The organism is Paraburkholderia polaris, assembly GCF_012927345.1.
Taxonomy (GTDB): domain Bacteria; phylum Pseudomonadota; class Gammaproteobacteria; order Burkholderiales; family Burkholderiaceae; genus Paraburkholderia; species Paraburkholderia polaris.
This window is the reverse complement of the sequence record NZ_JABBGJ010000014.1, coordinates 146,253-159,163: the sequence shown is the minus strand read 5'-3', so window position 1 is coordinate 159,163 and position 12,911 is coordinate 146,253. Positions and strand designations below refer to the sequence as shown.

11 protein-coding genes are annotated in these 12,911 nt (G+C 62.9%); 2 read left to right on the top strand and 9 right to left on the bottom strand.

From position 1 onward, the window contains the following. Positions 1 to 135 precede the first annotated feature (135 nt). The 4 genes from glcF to HHL24_RS15065 all read right to left on the bottom strand — a co-directional run bounded on the left by glcF (position 136) and on the right by HHL24_RS15065 (position 5,890). Positions 136 to 1,362, bottom strand: a complete 1,227-nt coding sequence (glcF, locus tag HHL24_RS15080) for a glycolate oxidase subunit GlcF (RefSeq protein WP_169486248.1) — start codon at positions 1,360 to 1,362, stop codon at positions 136 to 138. 8 nt (positions 1,363 to 1,370) lie between these two features. Next, positions 1,371 to 2,459, bottom strand: a complete 1,089-nt coding sequence (glcE, locus tag HHL24_RS15075) for a glycolate oxidase subunit GlcE (protein ID WP_169486247.1) — start codon at positions 2,457 to 2,459, stop codon at positions 1,371 to 1,373. 374 nt (positions 2,460 to 2,833) lie between these two features. Further along, positions 2,834 to 4,327 (bottom strand): FAD-linked oxidase C-terminal domain-containing protein, encoded by a 1,494-nt coding sequence (locus HHL24_RS15070; RefSeq protein ID WP_169486246.1) that lies wholly within the window; start codon positions 4,325 to 4,327, stop codon positions 2,834 to 2,836. A 147-nt stretch (positions 4,328 to 4,474) separates the two neighbouring features. After that, positions 4,475 to 5,890, bottom strand: coding sequence for an FAD-linked oxidase C-terminal domain-containing protein (locus tag HHL24_RS15065; RefSeq protein ID WP_169486245.1), 1,416 nt, complete (start codon positions 5,888 to 5,890; stop codon positions 4,475 to 4,477). 239 nt (positions 5,891 to 6,129) lie between these two features. Here HHL24_RS15065 and HHL24_RS15060 point away from each other — a divergent pair, with 239 nt between their 5' ends. Both HHL24_RS15060 and hmpA read left to right on the top strand, forming a co-directional pair. Beyond that, positions 6,130 to 6,684: a cob(I)yrinic acid a,c-diamide adenosyltransferase gene (locus tag HHL24_RS15060; RefSeq protein WP_169486279.1), complete on the top strand. Its 555-nt coding sequence runs from the start codon at positions 6,130 to 6,132 to the stop codon at positions 6,682 to 6,684. A 98-nt stretch (positions 6,685 to 6,782) separates the two neighbouring features. Then, positions 6,783 to 7,988 carry an NO-inducible flavohemoprotein gene (gene hmpA / locus HHL24_RS15055; protein ID WP_169486244.1) on the top strand — a complete coding sequence of 402 codons (1,206 nt, stop codon included), beginning with the start codon at positions 6,783 to 6,785 and terminating at the stop codon, positions 7,986 to 7,988. Positions 7,989 to 8,043: 55 nt separating this feature from the next. Here hmpA and HHL24_RS15050 read toward each other — a convergent pair whose 3' ends face one another. From HHL24_RS15050 to HHL24_RS15030, 5 genes are all read right to left on the bottom strand, one after another. Next, the gene (locus HHL24_RS15050; RefSeq protein WP_169486243.1) at positions 8,044 to 8,376 is read right to left on the bottom strand and encodes a helix-turn-helix domain-containing protein; all 333 of its coding nucleotides are present in this window, start codon (positions 8,374 to 8,376) and stop codon (positions 8,044 to 8,046) included. A 3-nt stretch (positions 8,377 to 8,379) separates the two neighbouring features. Further along, complete coding sequence (locus HHL24_RS15045; protein ID WP_169486242.1) at positions 8,380 to 8,718, bottom strand: type II toxin-antitoxin system RelE/ParE family toxin; 339 nt, start codon at positions 8,716 to 8,718, stop codon at positions 8,380 to 8,382. A 205-nt stretch (positions 8,719 to 8,923) separates the two neighbouring features. Continuing rightward, positions 8,924 to 9,997 carry a 3-deoxy-7-phosphoheptulonate synthase AroG gene (aroG, locus tag HHL24_RS15040; RefSeq protein ID WP_169486241.1) on the bottom strand — a complete coding sequence of 358 codons (1,074 nt, stop codon included), beginning with the start codon at positions 9,995 to 9,997 and terminating at the stop codon, positions 8,924 to 8,926. Between the two features lie 403 nt (positions 9,998 to 10,400). Further along, positions 10,401 to 11,867, bottom strand: a complete 1,467-nt coding sequence (tldD, locus tag HHL24_RS15035; protein ID WP_169486240.1) for a metalloprotease TldD — start codon at positions 11,865 to 11,867, stop codon at positions 10,401 to 10,403. Between the two features lie 105 nt (positions 11,868 to 11,972). Beyond that, positions 11,973 to 12,851 carry a carbon-nitrogen hydrolase family protein gene (locus HHL24_RS15030; protein ID WP_169486239.1) on the bottom strand — a complete coding sequence of 293 codons (879 nt, stop codon included), beginning with the start codon at positions 12,849 to 12,851 and terminating at the stop codon, positions 11,973 to 11,975. Positions 12,852 to 12,911 lie beyond the last annotated feature (60 nt).

Here is a 12,911-nt window from a genome sequence, read left to right as displayed (position 1 = left end):
GAACCGGAAGTCCAGCGAAAGGCAATGGTCGAATTATACGGACGCCGCCGCTTCATGCCGCCGCAGGATGGGCGAAGGCGCTTGCGGCGATGTACCGCAAGCCATCTGCCGCGCTTCTCGTCAAAATCGATCGCCTCAAGCGGACATCATGTGCTCCACCAGTTCGATCCAATGCGCGACCGGCGTGGATGTGCCGCTTTGCAGATGCGCAATGCAGCCGACGTTCGCCGACAGGATCACCTGCGGCTCCTGCGCCTGCAGCCGCTCGAGCTTCTGATCGCGCAATGCGTACGAGAGCTTGGGCTGCGTCAGCGAATAAGTGCCGGCCGAGCCGCAGCAGAGATGATTGTCGGCGGGCAGGCGCACTTCCACGCCGAGCGCTGCCAGCAGATGTTCGACCTTGCCGCGCACCTGCTGACCGTGCTGCAACGTGCACGGCGGATGGAACGCCACCGTATGGATCGCGCGGCGGCGCGTCACGGCGACGAGCGCCTCTTCGAACTCCGGCAGGATCTCCGCGACGTCGCGTGTCAGTTCGGTCACGCGGCGCGCCTTCTCCGCATACGCGGGATCGTTGCGCAGCAGATGTGCGTACTCCTTGACTGTCGCGCCGCAGCCGGACGCGTTCATCACGATCGCTTCCACGCCTTGCTCGACATAGGGCCACCACGCGTCGATGTTGGCGCGCAGGTCGTCGAGCGCTTCGTCGTTGTAGCCCAGGTGCAGACGGATCGCGCCACAACAACCTGCTTCGGGCGCGACCAAGGTTTCCACGCCGAGCGCGTCGAGCACCCGCGCGGTGGCGACGTTGACGTTCGGCATCATCGATGGTTGCACGCAGCCCACGAGCATCAGCATCTTGCGCGGATGTTTCGCGGTCGGCCATTCGAGCGGACGCTGCCGCGCGGGTACCTTGTCGCGCAGTTTTTTGGGCAGGAGCGGGCGGATGTGCTGACCGAGGCGCATGGTCGGCGTGAACAGCGCGCTGTTCGGCACGAAACTCGCGAGCAGCCGGCGCACCATCCGCTGACCGAACGGACGCGTGACTTTTTCCTCGGTGATCTTGCGGCCGATCTCGACCAGCCTGCCGTATTGCACGCCGGATGGGCAGGTCGTCTCGCAGTTGCGGCAGGTGAGGCAGCGGTCCAGATGGACTTGGGTGCTGCGCGTGACCGCCGCGCCTTCCACCATCTGCTTGATCAGATAGATGCGTCCGCGTGGGCCGTCGAGTTCGTCGCCGAGTATCTGATAGGTCGGGCAGGTCGCCGTGCAGAAACCGCAATGCACGCAATTGCGTAGGATGGCGTCGGCTTCGTCGCCATCGGGCGTGTTGCGAATGAAGTCCGCGAGGTTGGTTTGCATCCCGTCGCTCAGAAGTCGGGGTAGAGACGGCCGCGATTGAAAATGCGGGCTGGGTCGAAGGCGGTTTTCAGGCCGCGATGGATTTTCATCAGCGGTGCGGGCAGTGGCGTGAATACCCCGGCGCTGCGATCGTAGCCGTGGCCGGTCCGGAAGATGGTGGCATGGCCGCCGGCCTGTTTGGCGCTGATACGCACGGTTTGCGCGTCGGTATCAGTGATCCACCAGCGCTGGCTGCCGCCCCATTCCATCAGTTGCGCGCCAGGTAATTGCAGCGGCTCGGTGATCGACGGCAGCGCGAGGCGCCACAGCGCGGCCTTTGGCGGGATGGCCGCAAAGAACGAGTCCGTCTGTTCACGCAGGCCGGCCCAGAAACGCTCCGCCTCGACGGCGTCGACGACTTCGCCGCCAAGCGCCGTGCGTGCCGCCTTGACCGCGGCTTCCGCGCCGGCCATCCGCACGGCCAACGTGCCGTGACGCCATGCGCTCGCCGTGATCGGCAGCGGCCGGCCGCCCCATTCGTTGAGCTTGCGGACCGCGTCTGTGCCGTTCATATCGAATTTGAGCGTGGCTTCGGCCTGCGGCAGCGGCAGCACTTTGACTGACAACTCGAGGATCAGCCCAAGGGTGCCGAGCGAGCCTGCCATCAAACGGGAGACGTCATAACCGGCGACGTTTTTCACCACCTGGCCGCCGAAATGCAACTTCTGGCCCTGGCCGTTCATGACGACGGCGCCGAGCACGAAGTCGCGCGCCGCACCGGCGGAAGGGCGGCGTGGACCGGCGATGCCCGCCGCGACGCAGCCGCCGAAGGTGGCCTGCGGCCCGAAATGCGGCGGTTCGAAGGCGAGCATCTGATCGTGTTCGGCGAGCGCGGCCTCGATCTCCAGCAGGGGCGTGCCCGCGCGCGCCGTGATGACCAGTTCGGCCGGATCGTAAGCGATGATGCCGCGGTAAGCGCGCGTGTCGAGGATGTCACCTTCCAGCGTCTGGCCGTACCAGTCTTTGGTGCCGCCGCCACGGATGCGCAATGTGCGCCCTTCGGCGCTGGCTGAACGCACGCGTTCAGACCAAACGGCGACGATGTCGTCCTCTTCCATGGTGTCCTGCTTCGTTGTGTTTCGACTGATTGTACCGGGCGGCGGCTCGCTGGCAACCCGGAGCGGACCCGCATCGGGTAATCAGGGTGGGAGCCGGGAAGAAGCGCGGGCGCGGGCTATGCGCGGTGCGTCGGAGGGAGATAGCGAGCGGAGAGGGCGGCTGAAGGAACTGCGAAGGGCAGAGGAGAATAGGTGGCGCGGGCCGTGCGACGGTGGAGTAGTGGGGGAACGGCCAAGGGCAACTGGCGCCGCACGAGTGACGATGGCGCATCCCGTGATGTGGACGGGTGTGACGCGGCCTGTGGTTCGCTGTCGGCAGCGCGCCGCCGACAGCGTCATAGATTCCTAGTCGCGCGGGCAAGCCCGCAGACGCCTTAAAACCGCGGCAGGTCCGGATGCGGCAGCAAGCCGCCGCGCACATGCATCTTGCCGTACTCGGCGCAGCGCGCGCGGGTGGGAATGCCCTTGTCGGGATTGAGCAAGCCCGGCGCGTCGAAGGCGCGTTTGACCGCATGGAATGCGTCGCGCTCTTCGGGCGAAAACTGCACGCACATCGAATTGATTTTCTCGATGCCCACGCCGTGCTCGCCGGTCACCGTGCCGCCCAGTTCGACGCACGTTTCGAGAATGTCACAACCGAAGGCTTCGGCCCGATGCCACTCGTCCTGATCGTTGCCGTTAAACAGGATCAGCGGGTGCATATTGCCGTCGCCGGCGTGGAACACGTTGATGCAGCGCAGGCCGTATTTCTTCTCCATCACTTCGATGCGCGCCAGCAGCGGCCCGATACTGCGGCGCGGCACGGTGCCGTCCATACAGTAGTAGTCAGGCGAAATGCGGCCTGCCGCCGGAAACGCATTCTTGCGCCCGGACCAAAAGCGCAACCGTTCATTTTCCGAGCGTGAAATCTGGATGCGGGTTGCGCCCTGTTCTCGCAGCACCGCGGTCATGCGCACGATTTCGTCGGCCACTTCTTCAGACGTGCCGTCCGATTCGCACAGCAGGATCGCCGCTGCGTCGAGGTCGTAGCCAGCATTGACGAACTCTTCAACGGCGCGCGTAGCCGGTTTGTCCATCATCTCCAAGCCGGCCGGAATGATGCCCGCTGCAATGATGCCGGCGACTGCATTACCGCCTTTCACGACGTCGTCGAAACTAGCCATGATGACTTGCGCCATTTGCGGCTTCGGGATCAGCTTGACGGTGACTTCGGTGACGATCGCGAACATGCCTTCGCTGCCGATCAGCACCGCGAGCAGATCGAGCCCCGGCGCGTCGGGCGCGAGCGAACCGAATTCGACGATTTCGCCTTCCATCGTCACGGCGCGCACACGCAGCACGTTGTGCACGGTGAGGCCGTATTTGAGACAGTGCACGCCGCCTGAATTCTCGGAGACGTTGCCGCCGATCGTGCAGGCGATCTGTGACGAGGGATCGGGTGCGTAATAAAGGCCGTAGGGCGCGGCGGCTTCGGAAATCGACAGATTGCGCACACCCGGTTGCACCGTGGCGGTCCGGGCGTACGAGTCGACTTCGACGATCTTCCTGAAGCGCGCGAGCGACACCACCACGCCGTGACGAATCGGCATCGCGCCGCCGGATAAACCGGTGCCCGCGCCGCGCGGCACGATCGGCACGTCGAGCCGGTGACAGATTTGCACGATGCGCTGGACCTGCGATTCCGTCTCGGGCAATGCGACCGCGAGCGGCAGACGCCGATAGGCGGCGAGGCCGTCGCACTCGTAGGCGACGGTGTCTTCTTCGCGATACAGCAGACAGTGGGTCGGCAGCACCGCCATCAGCGCTTGCACGACTTCGCGCTGGCGCTGGGCGAGCACTTCGGCCGTCAGTTCGACGGGTGCGTTCATATGACTTGTCTCCTGATGTCTTTCACCCTGCGTGCCCGTTCTAGCCCGGTTGTGCGGCAGCAGGCGTTGCTGCTGCCGCCGCTGCCGCTGCCGCTGCCGCTGCCGCTCCGGACACTGAACTGAGCTGAGTTGAGTGTCGATGACGCCTCAAGCTGCCCAGGAAAAGATCTTGCCCGGGTTCATCAGATTATGCGGATCGAGCGCGTGCTTGATGGAGCGCATCGTGTCGACGGCGACTTCACCGTGTTCTTCGAGCAGGAAATTCATCTTGTGCAGACCGACGCCGTGCTCGCCCGTGCAGGTGCCGTCCATGCGCAGCGCGCGCTGCACGATGCGATGGTTCAGGCGCTCAGCTTCGACGAGCTCTTCCGGCTTGTTCGGGTCGATCAGGATCGCGACGTGGAAGTTGCCGTCGCCGACATGCCCGACGATCGGGCAGGGCAGCGGCGACGCGTTCAGATCCTGCTCGGTTTCCACGACGCATTCCGCGAGGCGCGAGATCGGCACGCAGACATCGGTCGTGACGGCGCGGCAGCCGGGCTTCAGTTGCAGCATCGCGAAATAGGCGTTGTGGCGCGCGTTCCACAGGCGGCTGCGGTCTTCCGGCCGGGTCGCCCATTCGAAGCCTTCGCCGGCATTCTGTGCGGCGATCTCCTGCACCAGTTCGGCTTGCTCTTTCACACCGGCTTCGGTGCCATGGAATTCGAAGAAGAGCGTGGGCGCCTCGCGCAACGTGAGATTCGAATGGCGATTGATCGAGCGGATCGCGAGCGAGTCGACGAACTCGACGCGCGCAATCGGCACGCCCATCTGAATCGTTTCGATGACCGCGCGCACCGCATCGCCCATCGACGGAAACGTGCAGACCGCAGCCGAGACCGCCTCCGGCTGCGGATACAGCCGAACAGTGATTTCGGTAATCACGCCGAGCGTGCCTTCCGAGCCGACGAACAGACGCGTGAGGTCGTAACCCGCCGACGACTTGCGCGCGCGCGTGCCGGTTTTGATCACGCGGCCGTCGGCGAGAACTACCGTCAGCCCGAGGACGTTTTCGCGCATCGTGCCGTAGCGCACGGCATTGGTGCCCGAGGCCCGCGTAGCCGACATGCCGCCGATACTCGCGTCAGCACCCGGGTCGATCGGGAAAAACAGGCCGGTGTCGCGCAGCGCTTCGTTCAACTGCTTGCGCGAGATGCCGGGTTCGACCGTGACCGTCAGGTCTTCGGCGTTGATCGACAACACGCGGTTCATTTCCGACAGGTCAATCGATACGCCGCCTTGCACCGCCAGCAGATGCCCTTCGAGCGACGAACCGTTGCCGTAGGGAATGATCGGTACGTTGTATTGGCCGCACAGCCTGACGATGGTTTGCACGTCTTCCGTATTGCGCGCGAACACGACGGCATCGGGTAGCTGGGGATCGAACGGTGACTCGTCGCGGCCATGGTGAGCACGCACGGCTTCTGCCGTGGACACGCGTTCGCCGAAAGCGGCTTTGAGGGCAGTCAGCAACTCGGCGGGAAACGGCCGGCGCAGCGGGGCCGGCGGCACGGGATGATTCACGCATGTCTCCTGATATTGGGGCGGAGCTGTTCTACAGCATGTGCTTCATTTTACGCCGATCGCCTGCGGGCCGGCGTCGGGCCCGCCTGCCGCTCCTATAATGGCGGCGACCTCACGATGCGCGCAATATGGATAAACGCGGTGGCCAACCTGGTGGTGGCTTACCCACCGGATTCGCCGGATGGATTCAACGGCGCCGCGCTGACGCATCGTCACTGAAAGAATGCATGGGAGACATCATGGGCAACCGCTTGAGCAAGATCGCCACCCGCACGGGCGACGACGGCACCACCGGTCTCGGCGACGGCCGCCGCGTGCGCAAAGACAGCGCGCGCATTGCCGCAATCGGCGACGTCGATGAACTCAATTCCAATCTCGGCGTGTTGCTGTGCGAAACGCTGCCCGACAACGTGCGGGCGGCGCTGGTCGCGATTCAGCACGACCTGTTCGATCTCGGCGGTGAGCTCTGCATTCCCGGCCATACGATGATTACCGACAAGCATCTCGGCCAACTCGACGACTGGCTGGCCGACTACAACACGACCCTGCCGCCATTGAAGGAGTTCATTCTGCCCGGCGGCTCACGCGCAGCCGCGCTTGCGCACGTATGCCGCACGGTGTGCCGACGCGCCGAACGGTCGATCGTCGCCCTGGGTGAAAGCGAGGCGGTCAATGAGGCGCCGCGCCAGTATGTGAACCGGTTGTCCGACCTGCTGTTCGTGCTGGCGCGCGTGCTCAATCGCGCGGACGGCGGCAGCGACGTGCTATGGCAGCACGATCGTAGCGCCGGCTAATACCGCGCTTCGGTCCCTTTAAGAGCTGTGACAATCTGTCCGGGGCAAAACGCCTCCTTGAAGATGTATTTTAAATGCATCTTTAAGGAGGAATCGTTATGACCGCTCTCACCGCCGACCAGATCGCCCGCGTCAAAGCCACCGTTCCCGTGCTCGCCGTACACGGTTCGACCATCACCAAACACTTCTACAAGCGCATGTTCGCGCATCATCCCGAGTTGAAGAACGTGTTCAACCAGACTCACCAGAAGAGCGGCAATCAGCCGGAAACGCTGGCGAATGCAGTGTATGCGTATGCTGCCAATATCGATAACCTCGGCGCGCTGGGCCCGACCGTCTCACGAATTGCTCATAAGCACGTGAGTCTGAATATCCGGCCGGAACAGTATCCGATCGTGGGGCGCCACCTGCTGGGCGCAATCGTTGATGTGCTCGGTGACGCAGTCGATCAGGAAACGCTCGGCGCATGGGAGGTCGCTTATGGGCAGCTCGCGGATATCTTCGTCGGCGCGGAGGCAAAGCTCTACGAAGGTGCGGCGTGGAGCGGCTACCGGCCGTTCAAGGTTGCACGCAAGGAAGTGGAGAGCGATGAAATCACCTCGTTCTATTTGACGCCCGCCGACGGCTCGCCAGCCTGCGGCTTCGAACCCGGCCAATATCTGAGCGTGAAGCGTTTCGTGGATGAACTCGGCGTCGATCAGCCGCGGCAGTACAGCTTGTCGGATGCACCGAACGGTAGCTGGCTGCGCATTTCGGTGAAGCGCGAGGCCGGCCGCGAAGATACGGCGCCCGGCCATGTATCGAACCTCCTGCACGACGGTGTGGAAGTGGGCGCGGTAGTACATGTCAGCGCGCCAATGGGTGATTTCACGCTGGAGCGCAAGAAGACGACGCCCGTGGTGCTGATGAGCGGCGGTGTGGGCGTGACCCCGATGACCTCGATGCTGTCCACATTACTCGCCGAGCAGAGTGAGCGCAGCGTGACTTTCGTGCATGCCTGCCGGAATGGCCGCGTGCATGCGTTCCGGCAGTGGCTTAACGATACGGTCGCAGCTCATCCCAACATCGCGCGTGCGGTGTTCTACGAAGCCCTTGAAGCGTGCGATCGCGCTGGGGTCGACTATGATTTCGAAGGTCGCCTCGACCTCGCGAAAATCGCCGACAAGGTGATCGTTCCCGAAGCGGATTACTACATCTGCGGGCCGGCGCCGTTCATGCGCGCGCAATGCGAGGTGTTGGCCTCGCTCGGTGTGGATGCGGCGCGGATTCACACCGAAGTGTTCGGTTCGGGCGTGGTGCAGTGAAGCGAGGGCGCATGGCGAGCTACGTGTGAAAGCACGCGATGACGTGCCGTGCGCCTCACCCAACAGCCAGGGTGACCGGTTTGCCGATCCGGCTCATCATTTCAACCAGGGTATCGATAGTGAACTTGGTGGTCTTCTTGTTGACCACGTCTGACACGCGCGGACGCGACACCATCAGAATCTCAGCCACCTCGGCCTGCTTCAGATGATGTTGTTCGATCCAGCTGGACAACTCGGTCATCAACTGCTCCTTGAGCAGCCGCGTGTCGTTGATCTGTTTTTGCGACGCGGCGTGCAAGCGCTTCGCTTCTTCGGCGGAGAAGCCGAGTTCGAGAAACAGATTTGCGCCGGGTTTTGTTACGTGACGGATTTTCGTGTCGATCGTCATTTGTTAAGTTTTCCTATCATTAATAATGGCGCGGTACCGCGTCTCGGCAATCTTTCTATCCTGCGGCCCTAGCTTCTGCGTCTTCTTCTGGAAGCAATGCAGCACATACAACGCCTCCACGAATTTGGTGACATACATCACGCGGTAAATACCGTCAGCTTCCCTGATGCGAATCTCGCGTGTTCCAGCGCCGATTGAATCAAACGGCTTCCAGTCATCAGGGTCCAGTCCTGCCTGAATCTTGCCAAGCTGAAACCCGGCCCGGCGACGTGGCTCTTCGGGAAAGGCGAGTAAATCGTGATAGCTGGAGCCCATCCAGCGAATTTCTTTTTCCTGCTCCATAGCCGCCTTTCGTGTACAAAATCTTATACGCAACACTCAGCCTGGTCAAGTCGTATCCGACCCGGCAACGAGTTGTTACGGTACAGAGGCGGCTCGTCGAACACCATTCGTCCGTTTGGCTAACAACTAACAAAAAACCCGGCTGGATGAGCCGGGTTTTCGTTGAGTCAACTACAGCAATCGCACGAAGGTGCGCAGAGACTTTTTAATTGCCGCTGCCGCGCGCCACACGCCGTTGCTTGACCGCTTCGGCAAGACCTTCCAGCACAGCAACGCTTTCATCCCAGCCGATGCAGGCATCGGTGATGCTCTGGCCGTACGTCAGCGCGCAGCCTTCCTGCAGATCCTGGCGGCCCGCGATCAGATGCGATTCCACCATCACGCCGACAATCCGTTCGTCACCCGAAGCAATCTGGCGCCCGATGTCCGCGCACACCGGAATCTGGTTCTCGTGCTTCTTCGAGCTGTTCGCGTGGCTCGCGTCGATCATCAGACGCGCCGCGAGACCCGCCTTGCCGATGTCGGCACATGCCGCATTGACGCTGTCCGCATCGTAGTTCGGCGTCTTGCCGCCGCGCAGGATGATGTGGCAGTCCTCATTGCCGGCGGTCGAGACGATCGCCGAGTGGCCGCCCTTGGTGACGGACAGGAAATGGTGCGGCTGCGACGCGGCCTTGATTGCGTCGACGGCGATCTTGACGTTGCCGTCCGTGCCGTTCTTGAAGCCGACCGGGCACGACAGTCCCGAAGCCAGTTCGCGATGCACCTGCGATTCGGTCGTACGCGCGCCGATGGCACCCCACGAGATCAGATCGGCGATGTACTGCGGGCTGATCATGTCGAGGTATTCGGTGCCGGCCGGCAGGCCGAGTTCATTGATACGCAGCAGCAACTCGCGCGCCGTGCGCAGGCCGTCATTGATCTTGAAGCTGTTGTCCATGTGCGGGTCGTTGATGAGACCCTTCCAGCCCACCGTCGTACGCGGCTTTTCGAAATACACGCGCATCACGATTTCGAGTTCGCCGGCGAAGCGCTTGCGCTGTTCGACGAGACGTCCAGCGTATTCCAGCGCCGCCTTCGTATCGTGAATCGAGCACGGTCCGATGATGACGATCAGACGGTCTTCCATGCCGTGCAGGATGCGATGCATCGCGTTGCGCGAGTTGTAGATCACGTCGGACACCGTTTCGTCGCAAGCGAATTCGCGGATCAGGTGAGCGGGCGGCGTGAGTTCTTTCAATTCGCGGATGCGGACATCGTCGGTGTTGTGCGGGGGCATGCTTGTTCTCCTGAATCGGGTCGTAGCGTGTTCGCGCGGGCAACGAAGGCTGGGATCAGACAGCGATCAGGCAGCGATGCCAGGGCGGACAACAATCAAAAAGGTTTCAACGGCAAAAGTTTCAAAGGCGTGAGGCGAAAAAAAACCGCCAGGCTAGCTGGCGGTTTTCGTGAATTCTGGGTGTCTTGCGTGCACTAACACCCCTCTCGATCCGCCAGCGGTCTGAGATGCCAAAAAAAGTAAAAGTAAAACTTGGCGGACATGGCGAAATAGGTCGCTGGTCAAAAAGGGTGAGTGACTTTATAACCCGTGCAAGCTCGGCTGGCAAGCCGCGGGGTGCAAAAATGCGGTAAATCCGCATACTTCGCACATTGTATGCACGAAGTATGCGCCTACGCCAAAATCAGGCCGTGCCGCCGACCGTCATCCGGTCGATGCGCAGCGTCGGCTGACCGACGCCGACCGGCACGCTCTGGCCTTCCTTGCCGCATACGCCGACGCCCGAATCGAGCTTCATGTCGTTGCCGATCATGCTGACGTACTTGAGGGATTCCGGGCCGCTGCCGATCAGCGTGGCGCCCTTGACCGGGTAGGTGACCTTGCCGTTTTCGATCATGTACGCCTCGGAGGCCGAGAACACGAACTTGCCGTTCGTGATGTCGACCTGGCCGCCGCCGAAATTCACCGCGTACAAACCGTTCTTCACGGACGCGATGATTTCCTGCGGGTCCTTGTCGCCGTTGAGCATGTACGTGTTGGTCATGCGCGGCATCGGCAGCGCGGCGTACGATTCGCGGCGCGCGTTACCCGTGACCGGCATTTTCATCAGGCGCGCGTTCAGCGTGTCCTGGATGTAGCCCTTCAGGATGCCGTCCTCGATCAGCGTCGTGCACTGGGTCGGATTGCCTTCGTCGTCGATATTCAGCGAGCCGCGGCGATTCGGCAGCGTGCCGTCGTCGACCACCGTCACGCCCTTCGCCGCAACCCGCTCGCCGATTTGACCCGCGAATGCCGACGATCCCTTGCGGTTGAAGTCGCCTTCGAGGCCGTGGCCGATCGCTTCGTGCAGCAGTACGCCCGGCCAGCCCGGCCCGAGCACGACGGACATCGCGCCGGCCGGAGCCGGGCGGGCGTCGAGGTTCACCAGCGCCGCATGCACGGCGTCGTCGACGTAACCCGACAGCACTTCGTCAGTGAAATATCCGTAGTCGAAGCGGCCACCGCCGCCGCCGCTGCCGATTTCGCGGCGACCGTTCTGCTCGGCGATCACCGTGACCGACACGCGCACGAGCGGACGGATATCGGCCGCAAAGCCGCCGTCGCTGCGCGCGACCAGCACCACGTCGTATTCACCGGCGAGGCCTGCCATCACTTGCTGAATGCGCGGGTCACGACCGCGCGCCATCTGTTCGATGCGCTCGAGCAGCTTGACCTTGGCGGTTGCGTCGAGGGAGTGCAGCGGATCGGACGGCAGGTACAGATCGCGCCCGGCAATGCCGGTCAGCGACGAGGCCGCCTTGATCTTCTGCTTGCCGCCGCCCGCCTTGGCAATCGAACGGGTGGCGAGCGCCGCCTGACGGATCGCTTCGGGCGACAGATCGTCCGAATACGCGAAAGCCGTGCGATCGCCCGACACGGCGCGCACGCCGACACCCTGGTCGATGCTGAAGCTGCCCGACTTCACGATGCCTTCCTCGAGACTCCACGCTTCGCTGCGCGTGTACTGGAAGTACAGGTCGGCGTAATCGATCTTGTGCGTGAAGATGTCGGCGAGCGTGCGGGTGAGCAGGGATTCGTCGAGACCGTAGGGCGTCAGGAGGATGTCCTTGGCGGTGGCGAGATTACGGATACCGGGTTCGATGATGTTCATGCGAAGTATGTTCTGCTCGATACGAAGGATTCGGTTAGCGCTTCTATCACTCTATGAGTTGATATATGAGTGACAAGCGCCGCACTTTCAATGTCAGGTAACACATCAGCAACTCAGCACGCGGTGACGCCAGGCGGGCAGACTCTGCCGCACTTCGTCGATGCGCGCACGCTCGAGGTTGCCGGCCACCACGCCGGCGCCTTCGTCGCGCACCGCGACGATTTCGCCCCACGGGTCGATCAGCACGCTGTGGCCCCATGTCCGGCGGCCGTTTTCATGTTTGCCGCCTTGCGCGGCGGCCAGCACGTAGCACTGGTTTTCGACCGCCCGGGCGCGCAGCAGCATTTCCCAATGCGCGCGGCCGGTGGTGTAAGTGAACGCCGACGGCACCACGATCAGCGCGCAGTCGCCCATGCGCCGGTACAGCTCGGGAAAGCGCAGATCGTAGCAGACCGATAAGCCGACCCGGCCGAACGGCGCTTCAAAGGTTCGGACCTCGCCGCCGGGGCAGATGGTGCGTGCCTCGTCGAACGATTCCGCGCCCTTTTCGAAGTTGAACAGGTGGATCTTGTCGTAGCGCGCGGCCTCGTTGCCTTGCGGGTCGAATACCAGCGTGGTGTTCAGCACGCGCGCCGGTTCCTGCGACATCAACGGCAAGGTGCCGCCGATTACCCACACCTTATGGCGGCGCGCGGCGTCGGCGAGAAAGCGCTGGATCGGGCCGTCCTGGTAGGGCTCGCGCACGGCGAGCTTGTCCGTGTCCTTGAAGCCCATAAAGCAGAAGTACTCGGGCAGCAGGACGAGTTGCGCGCCGTCGGCGGCGGCTTCGGCGATCAGGTGTTCCGCTTCGGCGAGATTGCGCTCGCGATCCGGCGTGCTCACCATTTGCAGCGCGGCAACGCGGAAGGTGCTTTCGGAAGACCCGCTGGACGCCGCAACAGGCGAGGCGGTGGACGAAGATGGAGAGACGTGTGTTTCGCTCATGAGCGTTTCGAAAAACTCCCGGCAAGGCGGCGGCGCGAACCGCTGGCGCCGCATACGTCG